This window comes from Spirosoma koreense (genome assembly GCF_054777875.1).
Map to the genome: position 1 here is coordinate 411,190 of NZ_BAAHAC010000005.1, position 23,054 is coordinate 434,243.

The 23,054-nt window shown below is 51.4% G+C and carries 23 protein-coding genes; 10 read left to right on the forward strand and 13 right to left on the reverse strand.

Features of this window, described 5'->3' with window-relative positions; all coding sequences use genetic code 11:
• Positions 1–172: 172 nt before the first annotated feature.
• A complete protein-coding gene (gene mtaB / locus ACYVC2_RS07475) occupies positions 173–1,501 on the reverse strand; it encodes a tRNA (N(6)-L-threonylcarbamoyladenosine(37)-C(2))-methylthiotransferase MtaB (RefSeq protein ID WP_461101682.1) in 1,329 nt (442 codons plus the stop codon).
• 118 nt (positions 1,502–1,619) lie between these two features.
• Between mtaB and ACYVC2_RS07480 the strand changes: the two genes are divergently transcribed.
• From ACYVC2_RS07480 to ACYVC2_RS07495, 4 genes are all read left to right on the forward strand, one after another.
• Entirely contained in the window at positions 1,620–2,516 is an 897-nt protein-coding gene (locus ACYVC2_RS07480) for an alpha/beta hydrolase (RefSeq protein ID WP_461101683.1), read from the forward strand.
• Between the two features lie 34 nt (positions 2,517–2,550).
• The gene (locus ACYVC2_RS07485; protein WP_461102312.1) at positions 2,551–3,243 is read left to right on the forward strand and encodes a 16S rRNA (uracil(1498)-N(3))-methyltransferase; all 693 of its coding nucleotides are present in this window, start codon (positions 2,551–2,553) and stop codon (positions 3,241–3,243) included.
• Entirely contained in the window at positions 3,240–3,902 is a 663-nt protein-coding gene (locus ACYVC2_RS07490) for a DUF4159 domain-containing protein (RefSeq protein ID WP_461101684.1), read from the forward strand. Before ACYVC2_RS07485 ends, ACYVC2_RS07490 begins: the two co-directional genes overlap by 4 nt.
• Positions 3,903–4,005: 103 nt before the next feature.
• Positions 4,006–4,821: an acyl-CoA desaturase gene (locus ACYVC2_RS07495; RefSeq protein ID WP_461101685.1), complete on the forward strand. Its 816-nt coding sequence runs from the start codon at positions 4,006–4,008 to the stop codon at positions 4,819–4,821.
• A gap of 82 nt (positions 4,822–4,903) precedes the next feature.
• On the opposite strand, the gene ACYVC2_RS07500 is transcribed toward ACYVC2_RS07495, so the two are convergent.
• The 3 genes from ACYVC2_RS07500 to ACYVC2_RS07510 all read right to left on the reverse strand — a co-directional run bounded on the left by ACYVC2_RS07500 (position 4,904) and on the right by ACYVC2_RS07510 (position 8,298).
• On the reverse strand, positions 4,904–5,431 hold the full coding sequence (locus tag ACYVC2_RS07500) for a 5' nucleotidase, NT5C type (protein ID WP_461101686.1): 528 nt from the start codon (positions 5,429–5,431) through the stop codon (positions 4,904–4,906).
• A 35-nt stretch (positions 5,432–5,466) separates the two neighbouring features.
• A complete protein-coding gene (locus ACYVC2_RS07505) occupies positions 5,467–6,954 on the reverse strand; it encodes a dihydrolipoamide acetyltransferase family protein (RefSeq protein ID WP_461101687.1) in 1,488 nt (495 codons plus the stop codon).
• Between the two features lie 78 nt (positions 6,955–7,032).
• The gene (locus tag ACYVC2_RS07510; RefSeq protein WP_461101688.1) at positions 7,033–8,298 is read right to left on the reverse strand and encodes a competence/damage-inducible protein A; all 1,266 of its coding nucleotides are present in this window, start codon (positions 8,296–8,298) and stop codon (positions 7,033–7,035) included.
• Between the two features lie 176 nt (positions 8,299–8,474).
• On the opposite strand from ACYVC2_RS07510, the gene ACYVC2_RS07515 reads away from it, so the two are divergent.
• Positions 8,475–9,242, forward strand: a complete 768-nt coding sequence (locus ACYVC2_RS07515; RefSeq protein ID WP_461101689.1) for a DUF4197 domain-containing protein — start codon at positions 8,475–8,477, stop codon at positions 9,240–9,242.
• Positions 9,243–9,301: 59 nt separating this feature from the next.
• Here the strand turns inward: ACYVC2_RS07515 and ACYVC2_RS07520 are convergent, their stop codons facing one another.
• Both ACYVC2_RS07520 and ACYVC2_RS07525 read right to left on the reverse strand, forming a co-directional pair.
• Positions 9,302–9,700, reverse strand: coding sequence for a group III truncated hemoglobin (locus ACYVC2_RS07520; protein ID WP_461101690.1), 399 nt, complete (start codon positions 9,698–9,700; stop codon positions 9,302–9,304).
• Positions 9,701–9,740: 40 nt separating this feature from the next.
• On the reverse strand, positions 9,741–10,088 hold the full coding sequence (locus tag ACYVC2_RS07525) for an ArsC family reductase (protein WP_461101691.1): 348 nt from the start codon (positions 10,086–10,088) through the stop codon (positions 9,741–9,743).
• 159 nt (positions 10,089–10,247) lie between these two features.
• Here ACYVC2_RS07525 and gldC point away from each other — a divergent pair, with 159 nt between their 5' ends.
• Both gldC and ACYVC2_RS07535 read left to right on the forward strand, forming a co-directional pair.
• A complete protein-coding gene (gene gldC, locus ACYVC2_RS07530) occupies positions 10,248–10,598 on the forward strand; it encodes a gliding motility protein GldC (RefSeq protein ID WP_461101692.1) in 351 nt (116 codons plus the stop codon).
• Between the two features lie 69 nt (positions 10,599–10,667).
• Positions 10,668–11,792, forward strand: a complete 1,125-nt coding sequence (locus ACYVC2_RS07535) for a thioredoxin family protein (protein ID WP_461101693.1) — start codon at positions 10,668–10,670, stop codon at positions 11,790–11,792.
• Between the two features lie 22 nt (positions 11,793–11,814).
• Here ACYVC2_RS07535 and ACYVC2_RS07540 read toward each other — a convergent pair whose 3' ends face one another.
• The 4 genes from ACYVC2_RS07540 to ispG form a co-directional block, all read right to left on the reverse strand.
• Positions 11,815–12,363, reverse strand: a complete 549-nt coding sequence (locus ACYVC2_RS07540; RefSeq protein WP_461101694.1) for a tetratricopeptide repeat protein — start codon at positions 12,361–12,363, stop codon at positions 11,815–11,817.
• 68 nt (positions 12,364–12,431) lie between these two features.
• Positions 12,432–12,782 (reverse strand): MmcQ/YjbR family DNA-binding protein, encoded by a 351-nt coding sequence (locus ACYVC2_RS07545; RefSeq protein ID WP_461101695.1) that lies wholly within the window; start codon positions 12,780–12,782, stop codon positions 12,432–12,434.
• The gene (locus ACYVC2_RS07550) at positions 12,779–12,967 is read right to left on the reverse strand and encodes a DUF6728 family protein (RefSeq protein ID WP_461101696.1); all 189 of its coding nucleotides are present in this window, start codon (positions 12,965–12,967) and stop codon (positions 12,779–12,781) included. Before ACYVC2_RS07550 ends, ACYVC2_RS07545 begins: the two co-directional genes overlap by 4 nt.
• 124 nt (positions 12,968–13,091) lie before the next feature.
• On the reverse strand, positions 13,092–15,119 hold the full coding sequence (gene ispG / locus ACYVC2_RS07555) for a (E)-4-hydroxy-3-methylbut-2-enyl-diphosphate synthase (RefSeq protein WP_461101697.1): 2,028 nt from the start codon (positions 15,117–15,119) through the stop codon (positions 13,092–13,094).
• A gap of 271 nt (positions 15,120–15,390) precedes the next feature.
• On the opposite strand from ispG, the gene ACYVC2_RS07560 reads away from it, so the two are divergent.
• On the forward strand, positions 15,391–15,762 hold the full coding sequence (locus ACYVC2_RS07560; protein WP_461101698.1) for a hypothetical protein: 372 nt from the start codon (positions 15,391–15,393) through the stop codon (positions 15,760–15,762).
• A 134-nt stretch (positions 15,763–15,896) separates the two neighbouring features.
• Here the strand turns inward: ACYVC2_RS07560 and ACYVC2_RS07565 are convergent, their stop codons facing one another.
• Positions 15,897–16,769, reverse strand: a complete 873-nt coding sequence (locus ACYVC2_RS07565; protein WP_461101699.1) for a lysophospholipid acyltransferase family protein — start codon at positions 16,767–16,769, stop codon at positions 15,897–15,899.
• A 193-nt stretch (positions 16,770–16,962) separates the two neighbouring features.
• Between ACYVC2_RS07565 and ACYVC2_RS07570 the strand changes: the two genes are divergently transcribed.
• Together ACYVC2_RS07570 and ACYVC2_RS07575 are read left to right on the forward strand one after the other, a co-directional pair.
• A complete protein-coding gene (locus ACYVC2_RS07570; protein ID WP_461102314.1) occupies positions 16,963–17,559 on the forward strand; it encodes a WbqC family protein in 597 nt (198 codons plus the stop codon).
• Between the two features lie 62 nt (positions 17,560–17,621).
• Positions 17,622–20,150 carry an ATP-dependent Clp protease ATP-binding subunit gene (locus ACYVC2_RS07575; RefSeq protein ID WP_461101700.1) on the forward strand — a complete coding sequence of 843 codons (2,529 nt, stop codon included), beginning with the start codon at positions 17,622–17,624 and terminating at the stop codon, positions 20,148–20,150.
• A gap of 64 nt (positions 20,151–20,214) precedes the next feature.
• On the opposite strand, the gene ACYVC2_RS07580 is transcribed toward ACYVC2_RS07575, so the two are convergent.
• Both ACYVC2_RS07580 and ACYVC2_RS07585 read right to left on the reverse strand, forming a co-directional pair.
• Positions 20,215–21,135: a PhzF family phenazine biosynthesis protein gene (locus tag ACYVC2_RS07580; RefSeq protein WP_461101701.1), complete on the reverse strand. Its 921-nt coding sequence runs from the start codon at positions 21,133–21,135 to the stop codon at positions 20,215–20,217.
• A 110-nt stretch (positions 21,136–21,245) separates the two neighbouring features.
• On the reverse strand, positions 21,246–23,000 hold the full coding sequence (locus tag ACYVC2_RS07585; protein ID WP_461101702.1) for a GMC oxidoreductase: 1,755 nt from the start codon (positions 22,998–23,000) through the stop codon (positions 21,246–21,248).
• Between the last annotated feature and the right edge of the window lie 54 nt (positions 23,001–23,054).

The following is a 23,054-nucleotide window of genomic DNA, read 5'->3' on the forward strand; positions in this document are numbered from 1 at the left end:
ACCTAATAGTCTATCGGGAAATACTATTAATAGCAAGCGGCAGACCTTATCTCGCTGAGGCTCGGTGGTTTAGAAAATTCATCTGATGATCATTTAATATTCAGCAATAAGTAAGGCCAGCTTTTAACGAGCTGGCCTTACTTATTGCTGAATGATGTACGAGTATCGAAACTTAGTGGTGTTCCAGTACAGGTTCCGCTTCGGCTACTTCCATCAGGCCGCTGGCATTGATAGCGGTTAAACGTACGGGCATGGTTTCGTTGATCAGCAAGGGATCGTACTGCGCCACAACCCGCACGTAATTTTCTGTAAATCCCTGCATCTGGCCGTTCTCAACATCTTCTTCAAACAGCACTGTGGCTTGCCGACCCACCTGGGTTTCATAAAAGGCCCGCCGTTTTTTATCCGATAAAATATGCAGCATCTTTGAGCGGTCGGCCCGAAGATTTCCCGGTACGACAGGCTTGATCCCTAACGCCGTGGTGTTGGGGCGCTCGGAGTAGGTGAACACATGCAGGTAGGAGACCGGCAGTTCGGCCAGAAACTGGTAGGTTTCTTTAAAAGCTGCATCGGTTTCGCCCGGATGACCGACAATAACGTCGACGCCGATGCAGGCGTTTGGCATCAGTTCCTTAATTTTCTGAACACGATCGGCATACAGTTCGCGCTTGTAGCGTCGACGCATCAACCCCAGAACCTTGTTGCTGCCCGATTGCAGCGGCACGTGGAAATGCGGCACGAACCGTTTCGATTGGGCTACAAAGGCGATTATTTCGTCGGTGAGCAGATTCGGTTCGATGCTCGAAATCCGGAACCGCTCGATGCCTTCGACGTTATCCAGGGCGCGGACCAGCTCGAAAAACGTAGTTTGCCGCTCCCCGTCAATCAGCCCGAAATCGCCGATGTTGACGCCCGTCAGTACAATTTCTTTAACGCCACGCCCGGCAATTTCGCGAGCGGCCCGAACGACGTTCTCGATCGTATCCGAACGGCTTTTACCGCGGGCTAGCGGAATCGTACAATACGCGCAGGGGTAATCGCAGCCGTCCTGAACCTTCAGGAAAGTCCGGGTTCGGTCGTTGAGCGAATACGAGGCATGGTACTCGATCGCTTCCTCGATGGGCGAGTTGAACACCTGAGCGGGCTGGCCCGTCGGCGCTTTCTCAAACGTACCCATCAGTTCGTGCAGCCGGAATTTTTCCGAAGCCCCCAGCACCGCATCCACCCCCGGAATTTCAGCAATCTCCTGCGGCTTCAGCTGCGCATAGCACCCCAGAATAGCCACATAACCATCCGGGTTTATTTTCTGAGCCTCGCGCACAATCTTCCGGCATTTTTTGTCGGCATTGTCCGTCACCGAACAGGTGTTGATGATGAAAATGTCGGGCTGCTGGTTAAACTCTACCCGCTCGTAGCCGTGCTGTTCCATCAGCCGGGCGAGCGTCGAGGTTTCGGAGAAGTTCAGTTTACAGCCGAGAGTATAGAAAGCAACTTTTTTCACAGCAAGTCATATATCCCGCAAAAGTACAAAAAATAGCGGTGTTAGTTTTTTCGACATGATATACATCCTGTCAGAAAAAGAAAACGGTAGTTTTAACGATTGGTTCCCTTTGGCAGGTATGAAATACGGATTATTGATCTGCCTGATTAGTAGCGTTATACTGTTCGCTTCGGCCAGGGTAGCGGCACAGCAGAAGCCCGAAAGCGAAAGCCTTACCTATGGCCCCGATTCGCAGCGCCAGCCGAATGTACCGAAGGGCCAGGTAACCAAGCACGTCTGGAAGAGCAAGGTCTTCCCGAACACCATCCGGGAATATTACGTGTACGTACCGGCGCAGTACAAATCTGAGGTGCCAGCGGCTCTGATGGTTTTTCAGGACGGACATACGTACGTGAAAGAAGACGGCGATTTTCGGGTTCCGATCGTGTTCGATAACCTAATTCATCAGAAAGCCATGCCGGTTACTATCGGGCTGTTTATCAATCCGGGGCAGCATGGCGATGAGTTGCCCAAAGATCCTTTCCGGGCCGATAACCGTAGTTTCGAATACGATACCCTGACGAATCAGTATGCCCGGATGCTGCTGGAGGAGCTAATTCCGGAAATTGGTAAAACCTATAAACTGGCTGACGCGCCACAGATGCGCGCCATTGGTGGGCTCTCTTCAGGCGCCATCTGCGCGTTTACGGTGGCCTGGCAACGACCCGATCAGTTTCAGAAAGTCCTCAGCCATATTGGAAGCTACACGAATATCAAAGGCGGTTATGTGTATCCGTCGCTGATTCGCAAAGCCCCGAAGCGGAATATCAAACTATTTCTGCAGGATGGCAGCGGTGATCTGGACAATCAGCACGGTAACTGGTGGCTGGCTAATCAGGAGATGGAAGCGGCTCTCAAATTCAGTAAGTACGAGTACAAGTTCGTTGGCGGAACGGGTGGGCACAACGGCAAACACGGTGGGGCCATTCTCCCCGAATCGTTACGCTGGCTTTGGGCCGATGTAGCCGGAAAATGAGGCCCCTACGGGCGGCATGCGTACTTTTGTCCTTATGCATTTGTTTTATCAGCCTGAGTCGATTCCTGTTTTGAGCGAAGATGATTCGCGCCACGCCATAAAAACCCTGCGTCTGGGTATCGGTGACCCGATTGCCGTGACGGACGGACACGGAAACCGGTATTCTGCCGTTATTACTACTGCCGATGCCCGGCGCTGTGGATTTCGGATTACGGATACACAAACGACACCACCGCGCCCGTTTTCCATCCGAATCTGCGTAGCGCCGACCAAAAATCTGGACCGGATCGAATGGTTCGTCGAGAAAGCCGTCGAGATCGGGATCGAACGAATCAGTTTCTTTTTTGGCCAGCATTCCGAACGCCGGGTGCTGAAACTGGAGCGACTGGAGAAAATTGCGGTGGCCGCCATGAAACAGTCGCTACAAGCGTATTTGCCTCAATTGGATGATGCGCTGCCCTTTAGTGAATTTTTAAAAACAGTACATGAATCCCAGCGGTTTATTGGGCACTTGCCCAATGACGCACTACCCGTTAACTTAGCAAAAGTCGCTCTCCCTGCCAACGCGTACGCGGTACTGATCGGGCCGGAAGGCGATTTTTCGGAAAAAGAAATTCAGCAGGCTACCGACGCTGGTTTTCAGATGGTCACGCTTGGGCCGAACCGCCTGCGTACCGAAACAGCGGCCTTAACCGCCTGCCAGCTGCTAAATTTTATTAACGCATGAAAAAGCTGTGTTTGCTTCTCTTTCTTATCCACGCTATCGCTGTCGTTGCGCAGGCGCAGTACTCGTTTAAAATTGCCAAACTCAAATACAACGGTGGGGGAGACTGGTATGCCAATAAAACCTCACTACCGAACCTGATTAAGTTTGCCAATGCCAACCTACGCATGAATATCTTTCCTGAGGAAGATATCGTCGAACCCGCTAGCCCTGACATCTTCGGGTATCCGTTTATTCACATGACGGGGCACGGCAACATCACGTTCAATGACGCCGAGGTGCAGAACATGCGTCGGTATCTGATGTCGGGTGGGTTCCTGCACATTGACGATAATTACGGGCTGGATAAGTTTATCCGCCGAGAGATGAAAAAGGTGTTTCCGGAGCTGTCGTTCGTTGAGCTGCCATTTACGCACCCGGTTTATCAGCAGAAGTTTAAATTTCCGGCTGGGTTGCCCAAAGTGCATGAGCACGATGGCAAAGCACCACAAGGTTTCGGGCTGATCTATCAAGGCAGGCTGGTATGCTTTTATAGCTATGAATGTGACCTTGGCAATGGCTGGGAAGATCAGAGTGTATATAATGACCCCGAGCCTGTGCGTCAACAGGCGCTGCGAATGGGCGCCAATTTGCTCCAGTACGCAACGACTGTAATTAATTAAAGTATTATTTGGGGAAAGCAACCCAAACCCAGCTATAATTCGTTAGTTTTGTAGGAATATTCTTAGTAGCTTCGTCGTATTCACTTTTTAATCGATCAATACTGTGGTTTTCGTACTGGCCGCGTTTATTGGGCACTGGTATCTGTCATTGTTCTGTCAAACGTTTTTTTTACACCGCTATTCTGCCCATAAAATGTTCTCCATGAACAAATTCTGGGAGCGGTTTTTCTACGCTTTAACCTACATCTCGCAAGGGTCGTCGTACCTGAGTCCGCGGGCGTATGCGGTTCTGCATCGCATGCATCACGCCTTCAGCGATACGGAACGAGATCCGCACTCTCCCCATCATACGAAGAACATTTTTACCATGATGTGGCAGACGAAGAATATTTACAATGCCGTTCTGCACCGCAAGCAGGCCATCGAGAAACAGTTCGACCGCAACTACCCGGAATGGAATTTCATCGAGAAAATCGGTGATTCGTGGGCGTCGCGGGCAGGCTGGGGCGTTCTCTATAGCCTGTTCTACGTCTTTGCGTTCATTTACCTGGATATGCACTGGGCGTTCTTTTTCCTGCTGCCGGTTCATTTTGTGATGGGACCCGTTCACGGTGCGATCATCAACTGGAGTGGTCACAAATACGGTTACGCCAACTTCGATAACCACGATCAGTCGAAAAATTCGTTGATTCTGGATGTCGTCATGATGGGCGAACTGTTCCAGAACAACCACCACAAGCGCCCGAATGCGGCCAATTTCGGTGCCAAATGGTTTGAATTCGATCCGACCTACCCAGTTATTGGGCTGTTACATAAACTGCACATCGTTCGGCTCAGACCGTCGGCTGAAGCCAAAAAAGCACAGCAGGAAGTTGGGCACGACCGCCATGTCGAGATCAGAGAAGAAAGCGAAGTATAGGCTGATCAGTACTTACGAAAAAGCCCGCAACAGACATCTGTTGCGGGCTTTTTCGTTTATAATGCGATTCGAATCTCTACTGCTACAGTAGTACTTTGGCTACCTCCTGCCAGGATTTCACCCGTTTGAACTGCTTATCGTCGCGATTGTGCAGCGCGTCGAACAGTAAACCTTCACCCTGAAACGTACGCAGATTACGCGGCAGATCATCGATCAGATAAGCCGTATTCAGTACGCTTTTGTCGCCCAGGAAAACGTAATTGTGCCAGGAAATAGCAGGAAAGTGTTCCTGAAGCCAGTCCCATTTTTCACGCAGTGAATTAGGAAATTCCTGAGCGGCCGACGCCACGAAAATCTCGTATTTCTTCATCAGGTCGGCAATGACGTCCTGAGCACCTTCCATCACGTCGATATCCCGAAAAAAACCGGGTTCGTAAACCCGCTGTGAGATGGCTTGGTATTCATCCTCGTCGAACAGCTCGTGAAAGGATTTTTCTTTTAATTCTTCGAGCGTGTAGCGGGGCATTTCGCCTTCCAGGTACAGTTTAATAAATTTGGCATGGGTGTCGGCCATGACATCGTCCATGTCAATTGCAATCCGTTGTTTCATAAGGTCAGAACCGCTCCGGCGGCCCGCCGAAGCGGTCAGATTTTTAAGGTTGTATCAAATTTTTCTAAGTAATCCGCGACGCGACGAACGAACTGGCCACCCAGCGACCCATCTACAACCCGATGGTCGTAGGAGTGGGAGAGGAACATGAGTTGCCGGATGCCGATAAAATCGCCTTGGGGAGTTTCGATAACCGCTGGTTTTTTCACAATGGCCCCAAACGCCATGATTGCCACCTGCGGCTGAACGATGATAGGTGTGCCCATCAGATTTCCGAACATACCAATGTTGGAAATGGTGTAGGTGCCGCCTGACAGGTCGTCGGCCGTAAGTTTATTTTCGCGGGCGCGCTTGGTCAGATCATTAACTTTGGCGGCCAGGCCGACGAGGTTATACCGATCAGCGTGGTGAATCACCGGCACGATCAGATTTCCGCTAGGCAGGGCTACCGCCATACCGATGTTGATCGGTTTTTTGACCAGAATCGAATCGCCTTCTACCGAAATGTTGATCATCGGGAAGTCCTTGATTGCTTTCACAACGGCTTCAATCAGGATCGGAGTGAAGGTCAGATTCTCTCCGGTTTGCTGCTTAAACTGATCCTTTGTGCGGGTGCGCCACTCCACAACCGGCGTCATGTCGGCTTCCACAAATGAACTGACGTGGGGCGAAATCTGCTTCGACTCGACCATCCGCTGCGCGATCATTTTCCGCATCCGATCCATCTGGATAATGTCAGTCTGACCGTTTACGGATGTTGCGGGCAGGGGGGGGTGGGCGCGGGGCAGAGGGGTAGGGGCAGAGGGAAAGGAGTGCATTGGTTTGTCGGATTCTACCGTCTGCCCTAACCCCTCTGCCCTAATCCCTCTGCCCTCCGCCCGGTCAATTACGTATGCCAGGATGTCTTTTTTCGTGACGCGGTTTTCAGCACCCGAACCCGGAATCCGATCCAGCTCATCGCGGGAAACCCCTTCTTCCCTGGCAATATTTAAGACCAGGGGTGAATAAAAGCGATGGCCAAACCCAGGACTGATATCGGCCAGGCCCGTTGCCGAAGCCGCTACGGCCTTCCCGCCCGTCGACGAACGATTACTGAGCGAGCTGATACTGGCTTCCAGCTCGCCAGCAACTGCCAGTACGTCGGCTTCAGGGGTACTATCATTTACCGGTTGAGGTGGCACGTTTGCCAGATCGCCAATGCCTTCGGGTGTCTGATCCGCGTCGGTCGATTCGGGCTCAATAGGCGGATGAGCCGATGGGTTGGCGTCTTTAACAACTGCATCTTTTGTCTCGATACGGGCAATGGGTGCACCCACCGCTACCACGTCGCCATCCTGCACCAGCACTTCTTTAAGTATACCACTGTGCGAAGCCGGGACTTCGGTATCTACTTTATCCGTAGCCACTTCCAGCACCGACTCGTCAGCTTCGATCCGGTCGCCTGGCTGTTTGAGCCAGGTGATCACCGTGCATTCCATTATACTTTCGCCCATTTTGGGCATAACCATGTCGACGAGAGCCATGTGTTCTAAAGTGAAAAGTGATGAGTGATGAGTGAAGAATAAAAATTACCTTGCTTAAACAGGTATATTTTTCATTTTTCACTTTTCATTCTTCACTGATAAAAGTTCTTCCCGCAGCAGGTTGAGTAAATACGTAGTGGTCAGTTGAATGTTCTGATCGCGGTATTGGCCGAGCTTGAGCAGACGCGCCGTCGTGCGCTGCTCGGTTGCGCAGGCAATCCAGATTGTCCCGACGGGTTTATCGGGTGTCCCACCGTCAGGACCGGCAATACCGCTGGTGGCAATGCCCACGTTGGTACCCAACGCAGTACGAACGCCCTCGGCCATCTGTCGAATGGTTTCTTCGCTTACGGCGCCAAACTGATCCAGGGTTTCGAGTTTAACACCCAACTGGGCTACTTTCACCGCGTTGCTGTAGCTGACGATGCTGCCCCAGAAATAAGCCGATGAACCGGGTACTTTGGTAATCTGAGCCGATACGTAGCCGCCCGTGCAACTCTCGGCAATGCTCAGTGTCAGGTTTTTCTCCTTCAATAACTTGCCGACAACCGTTTCGAGTTCATCATCGTCGAAACCGAATACGTTTTTTTCGATCAACGGCATGACCTTCTGCACCTGCTCGTCTAACTCCCGATCGAGCTGAGCCATGTCGGTGCCCGTAGCGGTCAGGCGCAGTTTGACGCCACCAAAGCTGGGTAAATAAGCCAGTTTGATGTGGTCAGGCAGCGCATCTTCCCAGGCTTCGATTCGTTCGGCCAGAAACGATTCACCGATGCCCACCGTCCGAATCATCTTGTGCTTAATGATGGGCGTCTGAAAATGCTCCGTCAGTTTCGGCAGAATTCGGTTCGTCATGAGGTGTTTCATTTCGAACGGAACCCCAGGTAGCGAAACGTAAACCCGGCCTTCGTGCTCAAACCACATGCCCGGTGCGGTTCCCCAGTCGTTCTGGATGTAAACGGCATTGGCGGGCAAATCGGCCTGCCCGCGGTTCAGGTCGGTCATTGCCCGGCCCCGTTTCTCGAAAAAGCTCGTTACCAGCGCCAGCGCGGTTTCGTTACGAACCATGCCTACCCCAAAATACGTACAGAGGGTTTTCTTGGTGATATCGTCTTTAGTCGGGCCCAGACCACCCGTAATGATAATGACGTCGGCGCGTTGGTGGGCTTCGTGTAATATCTGCAGAATGGCTTCGGCCTGATCGCCAACCGACGATTTTCGAACCGTACGGATGCCAATCTTTGTCAGTTCGGTACCGATCCACTGGGTATTGGTATCCGTAATCTGCCCGAACAGAATTTCGTCGCCGATCGTGATGACTTCGGCACGGATGGTATTGATCATTTTAATGAAGAAAGTGTAATGAATAATGGATAATGATTATGCTGAATTAACTGATTATCAGATAACTGAAAAAAATATTCATTGTGCATTATACATTATTCATTTTCTACTGTCAAAAGTACGAAAAAACGATTTAGCGCCATGGACCGTTATGAAATGGCAACCTGATTAATTCGATGATGAAGAAACATGTTCTCACAACCGCATTGCTTGGGCTAAGCCTAAGCACGGTCAGTTTCGGACAAGATTCAACCCAAAAGCAGGCACCTGCAAAAGGGGTTTTTGGTAAAATTCTGGAGGCTGTCACCCAGCCTTCTGCCGGTACGTCGGGTAGTCTGACGAACAGCGATATTGCGTCTGGCCTGAAAGAAGCGCTCCGGATTGGCGTAACCAACGGCTCGGCGCAGGCGTCGAAGCTGGACGGTTACTTTAAGAACCCATTGCTGAAAATTGCTTTCCCGCCCGAAGCGCAGAATGTAGCGAACAAGCTTCGGCAAATCGGTTTCTCGAAACAGGTCGATCAATTTGAGTTATCCCTGAACCGGGCGGCTGAGGATGCTGCCAAGAAAGCCGCTCCTGTCTTCGTGAAGGCCATTACGTCCATGAGTATTCAGGATGCGGTCAGCATATTGGGTGGTACAAACGATGCGGCTACGCAATACCTGCGCCGGACCTCGGGTCAGCAATTGGTGACCGAGTTTACACCGATTATCGATAGTACGTTGAAGAAGAACAACGCAACGAAATATTACGCCGACCTGGTCAACATTTACAACAAGGTACCGTTTGTGCAGAAGAAAGTAAATCCAAACCTGACCGAATATGCGACCGGTAAGGCTGTCGACGGTTTGTTTATTCTGGTTGCGCAGGAAGAAACGAAAATCCGGGAAAACCCGGCCGCCCGCGTGACCGATCTACTGAAGAAAGTGTTTTCAAAGCAGTAAGTCACAATATTTGCAAGTTAACGTCCTGTAAATTGCTTGTTTACAGGACGTTTCTTTTGTCATTCCATAAACGAGTCATTGTTGATATACTCCAGCTTGTTCGCCCAGACCAGCGCAATCTGCGTGGCTCGCTGGCGTACCTGATCGGCCGTCTCACCCGTAAAGTTTTCAGTTAGTGTGGCCGAAAAAAGCTGTAACCATCGCTCAAAATGCTCAATGGTTAGCGTATGCTGCTGATTGACGATCAGGTGCGGACGGAACGGATGTCCGTCGTAGGCGTTGTTGCCCAGAATGATCGATTCCCAGAACGCGTACATTTTGGGTAAGTGCTTCGACCAGTCGACCTGGGCAACATCGGTGAAGACTGGCCCGATCAGCGGATCGGCCTGTACTTTCTCGTAGAATGAATCGACCAGAAACCGAATCGATTCCGGCGAATCCAGCGTTTTTTTTGTCATAGCTCACCAAGCCTGTTCGTAAGTATTTTATTGCCGTTCGTTAGGATGCGAACGTTTTTTCGTACTCATCTGCCTTGAAGCCTAACAGGATAACCTGCCCGTTTGATTCAATTAGGGGCCGGCGAATCACGGAGGGTTTGTCGATCATGAGGGCAATGGCACCCTCGGCATCGGTTGGTTTTTCGGTATCGGTCAGCTTCTTCCAGGTGAGACCCGACCGGTTGACCAGTTCTTCCCATGGCTTCTGGGCTAGCCAATGCTCGATGGTTTTGCGATCGATTCCCTGCTTTTTATAATCGTGAAAATCATAATCGACACCATGCTCGGCGAGCCAGACCCGTGCTTTCTTTACGGTATCGCAGTTTGGAATGGCAAATAGGGTATACATGCGGAGTGAAAAATTTGGTGCGAAAGTACCCGATTCAGACCGATCTATAACGGTAAAGCGCTTTTGCCGATGCTGTTTTTTATCAGTATACAAATTTCGTTCGGGTTGAACGGTATCCGATTGTACAGGTTTCCGCCAGGGTTCCGTACTTTTGTAAGTATGAAAAAATCAGATATTAACTTTTCCATCGAATTAGATAATCAGAATGTCCCTGACAAAATTTACTGGGACGCTACCGATAACCCGAACGAGGGGCTGAGTGATACCCGGGCCATTGCCATTGCGCTCTGGGACCACTATCACAACAGCACGCTTAAAATCGATCTCTGGACCAAAGACATGGAAGTGGTGGATATGAAACGCTTCCTGATCGAGATGATGAGCGGTATTGCCGACACCGCCGTGAATGCTACCGGCGACCAGCGCATGGCCACCGACATTGAAAATACCTGTAAGGTATTGAGCAAACGGCTCGAAGAAGAAATCAAGCAGCAGGAAAAACAGCAGTAATCCATATTGTCGCCAACTCGTCGGACGTTACCAGGGTGTTGCGTGCTTTCTCAACGAGGTTTTATTTGTATGAAAAAGATTTTTTTGCTGCTCCTGGTCGTTCAGAGTGCCCTTGCACAAAAGGCAGGAATTCAGTTCCGGCAGAATTCACTCGACGCCGTTTTTCAGGAGGCCAGACGGGCGGGGAAACCCGTTTTCGTCGAGATTTATTCACCCTCCTGCCACATCTGTCAGAGCTTTGTGCCAACGCTGTCCGACAGCCGGGTGGGTAAATTCTACAACGACAAGTTTATCAGTACCAAGCTGGATATTGCGCTGCGCTCCACACAGTCGTTTTTAAACGAACGTCGGTTGCTCGTGCCGTCGCTACCGCTGTTTCTTTATTTCGATCCGCAGCAGAACCTGATTCACTTTGCCATGAGCAATAACTCGACCGACGAGGTAATTCGGCATGGGACCAACGCCCTTAAGCCTCAAACCCGTAGTCAGACGATGAAAGCACGCTATCAGCAGGGCGAACGCTCCACTAATTTCCTGATCGATTACGCGATGTTTGCCCGTATTACGAACGATACGTCGGCCACGATCGCAGCTATGAACGACTACGCCAAAAAAACATCGTCGACAGCCTACACCAACCAGACCAACTGGCTGGCTTTGCAGAAACTTATTCTGGACTACGAAAACCCGATGTTTCAGTATATGCTGAGTCATCTGGATACTTACCGCAAAACCTACGGCGCTGAGCCCACGCTGAAAGTTGCCGAAAATATCCTGATGTCGTCGTTGTTCAGTGGGCGAGGGGAGCAGTTCCCGATTGCCAAGATTCTGGAAATTCGGCAGGATCTGACCAAAATTGGCATTGAGCCGAAAGTGGCAGCCAACCGAACGCTGCTGCCTGAAGTGAAGGCTTATTTCCGTGCGCACCAGACCGCCAAAGCCGTCGAACGTATGGAGAATCAGGTGAACGCTACGCAGATGTCGGTGCCTGAGTACCTCTACATTGCGCGACTCTTTAACCGCAACAGCCCCGACGCGATTGCCTCACCAACGGTTGTAAAATGGATTAATAAAGCGCTGGCCCTCAAACCCGCTCCGAAAGAACAAGCCGACTTATATCGTGAAATGGCAGAAGCGTATCGACGTGCGGGTAATGTGGCAGAGGCTCAGAAAGCGGCACAGAAAGCTATCTAACCGCGCGGGCGGCCCGCGCGGTTTAGACTTGAACAGACCGGGTAAACGGCGGCTGGAGCAGTAGATGAAACGAGTTCTCGTCACCGAGCGTTACGGCCCGACGTAAGTCGTTTTCTGCCTGAGGAAGCTGACGAAACTGAATCCGGGCCAACGCCCGCCACCGATACGCATCAGGCTTCTCGTCGCGAAAATGCCAGACCGCCTTATCGAATTCCCGAAAAGCCAGTTGATATTCCGCTGTATAGTAATAGGAAATGCCGCGATCCAGGTAACAGTCGGCCAGGGTATTATCCAGGTTGATTGCCTGGGTCAGGTCGTAGATGGCCGAATAATAATTTTCCTGTACGATCTGACATTTGCCGCGATAGGCGAACGCCACGGCTGATTTAGGATATTGCCGAACGGCGTCGTCGAAGTACTGATAGGCTTCGTCAAAGCGCCGGGTGTTTACAAGGTCGATCCCATGTCGGAAGCGTTTCTGATCTTTATCGGCCAGGGTATCATGGTCCATCAGAAAATACCGGGCGGTCAGATAAATCGTAAATAACAGACCTAGCGCTAAAACTTCCATATCTCAGTCTGATTGTCCCTACTCCTGCGAATTTACAACGTTGAGACCCATTGGCACAAGCTATTCGCTCAGATTAGTTGCGCCTGAAGCGCCTTTGGTAAACTTTTTCTGACCAGCTCATACGAATGGTCGATCCATTCCTGAAGGTCTGTATTCCGAACCCGACCGTCGACTGTAATCGTATTCCAGTGAGTTTTATTCATGTGGTAACCCGGCGCAACAGCTGTATGTTCTTCGCGAAGCAGAATGGCCCGTTCCGGATCGCATTTGAGGTTGATGGTAGTCGGTTGGCTCTCCGTGGCCAATAGCGCAAACATCTTTCCACCAACTTTAAAGACCAGGGCGTCGCCCCCAAACGGAAACGATTCCTCGGCACCGGGTTTGGCAAGGCAGTAGTCGCGGATGGATTCGATGTTCATCGGGCGCAGTGACGAACGCTGTATACAATGATGGCGAACAGGAACATGAGAATCGAGATCCGATTGATACCATGCATCATCCGCAGGTTTACACTCGTCGGATGGCTCGGGTCGGGTTTTCGAAATACCCGCAGAAAGTAGGCGAAAACAGGCCCTATTTTAAGATAATCGATGAATCGGTTCACAAGAACTAGTGTATAATGTAAAATGAAAAACGGATAATGCAGTAGCTCTAGGAGCTTATATTAGTAACAAACATGCGAGTGGAAACATTACTCTGAATGAACATTATTCATTGTACATTATCTATTATTCATTGATTAAGCTCGGTTCGAGCCAGCGGTCATCTTCGCGGATAAGCTCAATCAGTTCATCGACAGCCCGATCGGCAGGAACCGATTTCTTGATCACCTGCTGCCCGCGGTACAGGGCAATCTTATCCCGGCCAATCCCGACATACCCATAATCGGCGTCGGCCATTTCACCCGGTCCGTTGACGATGCAACCCATGATCCCGATTTTGACCCCTTTCAAATGGTCGGTTCGTTGTCGGATCATGGCAGTCGTTTCCTGTAGATCGAATAGGGTTCGACCGCAGGACGGGCAGGAAATGTATTCAGTTTTGGTTATGCGGGTCCGGGCCGCCTGCAGAATGCCAAAAGCCAGATTGTTGAGCAACTTCAGCGCAATGGGTGAACCACTGCTGGCCGACAGCAGAATACCGTCGCCCAGGCCGTCGATCAACAAACCGCCGGCGTCGGTGGCTGCATAGAGCGGTAGGTTCTCGTCAGGAATTGCCGTATAGGAACGTTGCACGACCACGGGTGTGGTCAACTGATTGTCGATCAATTCGACGAATAACCGGCGTAGTTCGGCCATAGCGTGGGCATTATCAGTTGAGATGAGCAGCACAACCGCTGTGTCCGAACGTAACGCCGTCATGAGTCCTGCCGATAACTCCGGTAACGATAGCCGAACGAAATTGAGCTTTTGATGCAAAAGACCGCTAGTCGAACGAGCGTCCAGATAGGTAGCGGCCGTCAGCACCGGAAAGGCGTTGACCTGGTCGGAAAGTGTTTGCCAGACGGTGTAGTCCAGCATTTGCTTCAGGCCGTTGGGCAGCATAAACTGAGCCGGAGAGGAGCCGGTGTAGATATAGTCGGCACCCAGATCGTTCATCCGCCATTTATCGGGCTCGGGCAGGTAGAAATGACCGATCGGCTTTAAATCATCGTGTTGAGTAACCGGGAACAGGCTATGATCAGCGATAACACGCGGCACGTTTTGTCCACCAAAATTGGCTACTTCGTGGGTCGTTCGGCGCGTATGCTGAAAGGGGTTAATGGGGTAGGTCGTAATCGGCGGTATGGGCTTACTCTCTGCCGCACGGTTTGTGTAGCGGTCGATGAGTGCCTGTGCCACCGGAGCTTCCCGCTCGGGCTCTTCCGTAAGCGACACCCGGACTGTATCGCCGATGCCATCTTCGAGTAGGGTGCCGATTCCGAGCGCCGATTTGATGCGTCCGTCTTCCGCTTCGCCCGCTTCCGTCACGCCGAGGTGGAGCGGATAGGGTTTCAGGCCTTCTTCGTCCAGCCGTTGTACCAGCAGTCGGTACGCCTGCACCATCACCTGGGGGTTGCTCGACTTCATCGACAGCACGATGTTGTAGTAGTTTTCGGCTTCGCAAATTCGCAGAAACTCCAGTGCCGATTCAACCATGCCGACCGGTGTATCGCCGTACCGGCTCAGAATCCGGTCCGACAACGAACCGTGGTTGGTACCAATCCGCATGGCCGTACCGTATTCTTTACAGATGCGAACCAGCGGCAGAAATTTCTCGCGGATACGGTCCAGTTCGGCCGCATAGGCGGCATCGGTATACTCAATGAATTCGAATCGTTTCCGGTCGGCGTAGTTGCCGGGATTGATGCGGACTTTCTCCACAATCCGGGCGGCCAGTTCGGCAGCGTTGGGCGTAAAATGAATGTCGGCCACCAGCGGTGTTGTGTAGCCCCGTGCCCGCAGTTCTTTGCGGATGTTCTCCAGATTCTGCGCTTCTTTTACGCTCGGCGCCGTAATGCGGACGTACTCGCAACCCGCTTCGATCATCCGAATCGTTTGTTCCACCGACCCCATTGTATCCATCGTATCCACCGTAGTCATGGACTGAACCCGAATCGGATAATCTGAGCCCATCGGCACGTCGCCGACCGTAACCGTGCTGGTTTTCCGGCGAATGTACTGCGTCAGCGAAGGCGTATAAAGAACGGGCGAATCAGAGCGGGCCGGAGCACCGGTGATGACTGATGGTGAAGGAGTAAGCAGCGAATCGAGCATACAGATATCGGCAAAGCCGTTTGACCAGACAAAGGTACGGAAAAAGCAGGTTTGCAGGTTGCGGGTCGTATACCAGGCAAACGTAAGGATTTACTTAAATGTTCGCTTGATTTTGGAAATCCGACTAGGCTGCAGGTCTGATAGTGAGGAAGTTGAATTGAACTTTTTAAACAATGGAGCACGCTTTGATGTTGAAGAACCTAAACCGAGCGATTCGGTGAAGGGGGCTGCAGTCCCATTGAATCAACCTATTCATTAACTACAACGTGTTATGAAAACCAAATTGTTAAGTGTTTTTGCTTTAGCTACGCTGCTGACCGTCGGTGCCTATGCTCAGGACAGTACAGCGATGAGTAAGAAGGAAATGCGTCGGCAGGAGAAAGCCGAACGGAAAGCTCGTATGAAAGAAGATCTGAAAAACACGGGCCAGGCCATAGGTGAAACCGCCAAAGAAGTTGGGCAGGGCGCTAAGAGCAAAGCGAAAGTTGCTGGTGAAGCCACGGAGAAAGGCGCTAAGAAAGTAGGAGAAACCGTAAATAAAGGACTGGACAAAGCCGAAGCAGGTATCCAGTCGGAAGCGGATAAGCTGAAAGCCAAACGCGATTCGGCAAGATCCGAAAAAGCCCGGCGCGATTCCCTGTAGAGCCGCAAGGATGCGACTCCTGACCAGATAGTTTTTCAGGCTTAGCTGATGACGGTTTTTGACAGCCAATTCATCATCGTCATTATTGCTAACGTAGAGACGGAACGGATTACCGAACCGGCGGACCGCAGTCTCTACGTTAGCTTCACATCGATCTTCTGGTATTTTTCCCGCCAGTGTTTCCAGCGCTTATGCGACCACAGCCAGTCGGACGGATGAGCCCGGATGGTTGCTTCGAGCAGATCGCGGTAGCGCTCCACAATCGCACCCAGCGGTAAATCGTCGTAGGGCGGTTCGGCGATCAGGGTAAACGTAGCCTTATAATAGCCTCGCCGAACCCGGATCAGCTCCAGGTAGAAAACAGGAAAGTTCCGACTCCGCGCCAGCCGTTCGGTTCCTGGATAAAAAGGGGTATCCCGGTGCAGAAAGTCCGTCCAGTAAGCCTGCTCCGGTATGTTAGGGACCTGGTCGGCTACCAGGGCAATAATGCGGGGTACTGCCTTCTGGGCGGCCAGCCGACGGGGTAGGTTCTGCATCGGTACCGGAACAGCCCCAAAACTCGCCCGTACCGATCGCATCAACTCCTCGAAAAAGGGATTAGTCAAAGGCTTATAAATGCTGTCGGTAGGCATTCCGTACAGAATCGAGGCCGAAGGGACCCATTCCCAGTTGCCCTGATGCGAAGCCATACCAACGACTGTTTGCCCGGCCTTTAAACGCGTCCGCACCAGCTCCGGATTGGTGAAATACACTCGCTTCATCAATTCATCGGGCGACAAATCCGGCATTTTTATGGTTTCGACCAGCAGGTCCGTTAGGTTCCGGTAAAAACGTCTGGCAATCGCTTTGATGTCGGCGGGTGATTTTTCGGGAAACGATAAGCGCAGATTGTCTAGGACGACACGCCGGCGATACCGGATGATGTGAAGTAACAGGAACGACAGTACATTGGAAATGCCATATAAAACGCTAATCGGTAAGCGAGATAAAAAACGGAAAAATACCATCGGATGAGGGCGGGCCAGGCTGAAGGAAAACCTTGCCTTTCTCCCTAAAATTAAAAATTTACAAAATCTATTGCTGGTATTGATTTTTTGCTTTATTTGTGAACAGATACGTTTGTTTGTATTGGAAAAGTACCAGCTTACGCCAAATCCAGCCGAGTCCCCATCGCCCCGTTTGCTCATTGACTTACATTATTTGCCATGTCTGGAGTACATGTCAGCTGTTGTAAAGTATGGACAGGTTCGGTTGGAGGCTCAGGAGCATTACCAGAAGCAAAGTTACAGAAATCGCTGCTACGTTCTGACAGCAAATAAAGTAGAAGCCCTCACGGTACCGGTACAGCATGGAACCCGGCATCGGCCGATCCGCGACCTTCGGGTAGATAATGACCAGGCCTGGCAACTACACCACTGGCGATGTTTGTGCGCTGCTTACGGCAGAGCTCCTTTTTTTGAGTTCTACGCACCTGATTTTGACGTTGTGTACCGAAAAAGCTGGTCATTTTTGTTTGAATTGAACTATGAGTTGCTGACAATTTGTCTGAAATTGATGCGGCTGCGGATTCCCATCGACCTGACAGATTGGTACGATAAAGATACACCAGCCGACCTAATAGACGCCCGGTCGATGGTAAATCCGCGAAATGGACCGGAATCGTATGTATTCCATCGACCGGTAGCCTATCCGCAAAATTTTGGCCAGGAATTTGTACCAAATCTGAGTATAATAGACCTGTTGTTCTGCCAGGGACCGGCCGCAACCGACCTGTTACTGGCTGGCCTTCGGGAGTGAACAAATCCTTTAAACTCTTCGTTAGGCCAGTAGTACGCTTACCTAAGGAGACCCTAAAACGAATGGAAGCAAAATTCTCAAATCGCGTCAAGGAAGTTATCACGCTGAGTCGGGAAGAAGCCTTACGCTTAGGCCACGATTATATCGGTACAGAACACCTGTTGCTCGGTATGATTCGTGAGGGAGAGGGTGTGGCCGTTGGGTTGCTCAAAAAACTCGGTATTTCACTCGATGAACTCCGGGTCACTATTGAGCAGGCAACGAAAGGAACAGCAACCAACAACGTGAAAAATCTGGCGAATATCCCGCTGACCCGTCAGTCGGAGAAAACCCTGAAAATCACGTATCTGGAAGCTAAAATTTTCAAGAGCCCGCTCATCGGTACCGAGCACCTCCTGCTGTCGATTCTGCGTGATGAAGACAATGTCGCCACGCAGATCCTCAATAAGTTCAATGTTAATTACGAAGTCATTAAAGAGATGCTGGAATATCAATCAACGGGAACTCGCCCTACCATGGCGAATGATACCGACGATGACGATAACGACCGGGGGATGTTTGGTGGCAGTAGTTCCAGTTCGGGCAAAGATCCCAAAGGGTCGGAGAAGTCACGGACACCCGTATTGGATAACTTCGGCCGCGACCTGACCAAGCTCGCAGAAGTCGGTAAACTCGACCCCATCGTGGGTCGGGAAAAGGAAATTGAACGGGTTGCCCAGATCCTGAGCCGCCGGAAGAAAAACAACCCGATCCTGATTGGTGAGCCCGGCGTCGGTAAAACGGCAATTGCGGAGGGTTTGGCCCTGCGCATCGTGCAGAAAAAAGTATCGCGGGTGCTGTTCGGCAAACGAGTCGTTACTCTCGATCTGGCTTCGCTCGTAGCCGGTACCAAATACCGGGGCCAGTTCGAAGAGCGCATGAAAGCGGTCATGAACGAACTGGAAAAATCGCCGGAAGTAATCCTGTTCATCGATGAGCTGCATACGATCGTCGGGGCGGGTGGTGCCTCGGGCTCGCTCGATGCGTCGAACATGTTCAAGCCGGCGCTGGCGCGGGGCGACATTCAATGCATCGGTGCTACGACTCTTGATGAATACCGTCAGTACATTGAGAAAGATGGGGCATTAGCCCGTCGTTTCCAGATGGTGATGGTCGATGCGACGTCAATCGACGAAACCATCGAAATCCTGAACAACATCAAGGATAAGTACGAAGATCACCACCACGTCAATTATACCAAAGAAGCCATCGAGGCTGCCGTCAAATTGTCGGAACGGTATATTTCTGACCGGTTCCTGCCCGATAAGGCTATCGACGTACTGGATGAAGTAGGAGCTCGCGTGCACATTTCGAACATTACGGTTCCTGAAGATATCCTGAAGCTGGAAGAGCAGATCGAGAATATTAAGAAGGAAAAAAATCAGGTTGTCAAGAGCCAGAAGTATGAAGAAGCTGCTCAGCTCCGCGACAAAGAAAAACGCCTGATCGACCAGCTCGACCGGGCCAAACAAGCCTGGGAAGAAGATACCAAGAAGCGCCGGTACACGGTAAACGAAGAAAGCGTTGCCGAAGTCGTCGCCATGATGACGGGTATTCCAGTCACCAGCGTATCGAACGACGAAGGAAAGAAACTCATCAACATGGGTGAGGAACTGAAAGGGAAGGTAATCGGTCAGAATGCCGCCATTGAAAAGCTGGTAAAAGCCATTCAACGGACGCGCGTTGGCCTGAAAGATCCGAAGAAACCGATCGGTTCGTTTATCTTCCTCGGCCCAACGGGAGTTGGTAAGACGGAACTTGCCAAAGTGCTGGCTACATACCTTTTCGATAAAGACGATGCGCTGGTTCGCATTGACATGTCGGAGTACATGGAGAAATTCAGCGTTAGCCGACTGGTCGGCGCCCCTCCGGGCTACGTGGGTTACGAAGAAGGTGGTCAGCTGACCGAGAAGATCCGTCGGAAACCTTACAGCGTCGTACTGCTGGACGAAATCGAGAAAGCGCACCCGGATGTGTTCAACATTCTGCTGCAGGTGCTGGACGATGGTATCCTGACCGATGGGCTGGGCCGCCGTGTCGATTTCCGCAATACGATCATCATCATGACCTCCAACATCGGCGTTCGTGACCTGAAAGATTTCGGTGCGGGTATCGGATTCTCGACCAAGCGCTCAGCCGAAAGCCAGGATGAGTTGATGAAGAGCACGATTCAAAGCGCACTTCGGAAAGCCTTCTCGCCGGAATTCCTTAACCGTCTGGACGATGTGATCGTGTTCAACTCGCTGCAACGCGAAGACATTCACAAGATTATCGACCTGATGCTGGGCAAACTGTTGAGCCGCGTTACCAACCTGGGCTACACTGTTGAACTGAGCGACAAGGCGAAAGACTTCCTGTCGGAAAAAGGCTACGACCAGCAGTATGGTGCACGTCCGTTGAGCCGTGCTATTCAGCGCTACCTCGAAGACCCGGTTGCCGAAGAAATTCTGAAGGGTGAACTGAAAGAAGGCGATGTGATCATGGCCGACTACAGTGGCGAAGGTGAAAACCTGACCATCACCGTGAAGAAGCCAGAAGCGGTTGTCGAATAAGCACTAACCACATAGATGAAAGCCTGCTGATTAATCAGCAGGCTTTTTTGTTTGCAGGTATTGATCAGTCAACGTACCATTTGCCTTCGGCAATTAGTTTGCAGGTGCCACCTACCCGTATCGAATAGCGTTCATTCGTTACCTCTCCATCCAGGTAGATATACGATTTTCGGTTTATCTGAAAACCCTGCTCAACGACCGCCTGTATGTAAGGGCTATCATACAGCAGCAGGTAAGCCAGTAGACAACCATTTGCACTTCCGGTAGCCGCATCTTCCGTCACTTTATTGTTCTCGATCAGCATCATCCGGGTATTGTACTCATGGGCTGGGTCATAGGTTTCTCTGGTAAAGAAAAACAGCGAGGTCGAATGCCCGGTCGGGCTATTGGTTCGATATTTCTTTTTTGAGATCAGAAAGTTTTTGAATGATGGATACGACAGTTCAATAGCTTCGATAGCAGCCAGACTGCTGAGGGGAACAAGAATATACGGTAATCCAGTGCTTATTTCCTGAATGGGTAAGCTGGCATCAATGCTGTCTGGCCCAATACCAAGTGCTGCTGCCAGTTCTGCTTTATCGAAAACTTCCCTGAAATCGGGCTGGGTTTGGTGCATGTAGAAAATGCTGTTATCGAGGTCGGCAGGCTCCTGAATCGAGATGTCGATGGCCCAGTGAATCAGTTCGAGGGTCAACGAATTGACTGCCTCAGGTAAAATAAACTTAGCCAGAACATAGCTGGTGCCGAGTGACGGATGACCAGCAAAAGGAACTTCGTGCTCAGGCGTAAATATGCGTACGACAAAGCGCTGGTTGTTTTTATTCGCTTTGACAAAGGTGCTCTCGGCGAAGTTGATTTCCCGGGCCATACGCTGCATCTGAGTTTCTGAAAGCTTATTCTCCAGATCCAGGAAAACCGCCAGTTGATTGCCCTCATAAGGGGCGCTGGCAAATACGTCGACGATAAAATAAGGAATGCTACTCATGAAGGAAAACGTAGCGGATTCGCTCCACAAACGTCTACCCGTCCACTAACCGGAACCATTCCAGCTAGTGAGCGGGTAGACAAATGGATTTTTAAGAATTCTCCGGGTGATTAAATATTTCGCTGCTTCACCTGATCGATAAAATACTCGGACGTACGCATTGATGCCGCCAGGATCGTCCATGTAACGTTTTTGTCGCCCTGAGTGACGAACGGAGCCGCATCGACCACGAACAGATTCTTTACGTCGTGGGCCTGCTGGTATTTGTTCAGCGCCGACGTACGAGGATCGTTCCCCATCCGAACCGTGCCCACTTCGTGGATGATACGACCGGGCGCAGCCAGACCGTAGCCATGAGCGGTGTTCGGACCAGGCTTGGGACCAAGGGCAATGCCACCCATCGCATGAATAATTTCCTCGAAAGTATCCTGCATGTGTTTGGCCTGCTTCACTTCATAATCCGACCACTTATAATGGAAGCGTAAGGTCGGAATACCGTACTTATCGACTGTGTTCGGGTCGATTTCGCAGTAGTTGCTTTCCAGCGGAACGGGTTCGCCCCGGCCAGACATGCTGACATAAGCACCATAAAACCGGCGGTAATCATCTTTGAGCCCTGCTCCATAACCACCACCCGGGTTTGTCTTTCCGTCGCGGCCGGGAATCATGCCATTCAGAGCTTCGATACCACCGCCGAAACCGTAACCCGGCATGCCCATACCGCCACCGTATTCGATGTGATAGCCCCGCGGGAAATCCAATTTTTTGTTGTCGAGCCACCAGGGGGTAAAGACGTGCATGCCGCCAACGCCATCTTCGTTGTAACGCTTGCGATCCATGAGGGCCGGAATGAATCCGGATCGGCTGGCCCCGGTCGAGTCGTTGAGATATTTGCCGACAACGCCACTGCTATTGGCCAGGCCGTTGGGGAAACGGGCCGATTTCGAATTCAGCAGGAGCCGGGCCGATTCGCAGGTACTGGCACCAACCATAACGGCTTTGGCCCGAATTGTGATTTCCTGCAACGTCGCTTTATCTACATAACTCACACCCGTGGCCAGGCCCGTTGCCGGATCGGTCAGGATTTCGCGGGCCATCGCGCCGTTGATCAGGGTTACATTGCCCGTCTTAACTGCCGGGATGCACAATACCGATGAGGCTGAGAAGTCGGCGTAGGCCTGACAACCGCGGTTACACTGGTGGCAGTAGAAGCACTGGCCCCGGTCTTTGTTGATGGGTTTTGTCAGAATGCTCAACCGGGACGGAATGACCGGAATACCGATGCTGGCGGCTCCTTTCCGGATCATCAGTTCGTGGAGTCGTGGTTTGGGCGGGGGCAGAAAAATACCGTCGGGTTCGTTCGGCAGATTTTCTATCGAGCCAAAAACGCCGATCAGCCGATCTACCTTGTCGTAGAAGGGCTTCATGTCGTCGTAGCCGATCGGCCAGTCGTCGCCAACTCCGGAGAGCGAGCGACGCCGGAAGTCGTCCGGGCCGAAACGCATAGAGATACGGCCCCAGTGGTTGGTTCGTCCGCCCAGCATCCGCGATCGAAACCAGTCGAACTCCGACCCGGCTTTGGAAGAATACGGTTCGCCTTCGATGGCCCAGCCGCCCCAGGCCGCGTCGAAATCTCCACCCGAACGGGCCTCTGTGCTGGCCCCGCGACGGGGCGATTCCCAGGGCCATTTCAGTTGGGTAATGTACTTTGGATCAGCCGGATCGTAGTAGCCACCTGCTTCGAGCAGCGCCACTTTAGCACCTGCTTTTGCCAACGTGTAAGCGGCCATGCCACCGCCTGCTCCAGAGCCGACAATGACAACATCGTATGTAATCGGAGCTTTTTTAATTTGTGGTATATCCATCTGTAAAAGACAAGGTTAGAATAGTCACGCTGGATCAGTCTAAGAAGCCAGATT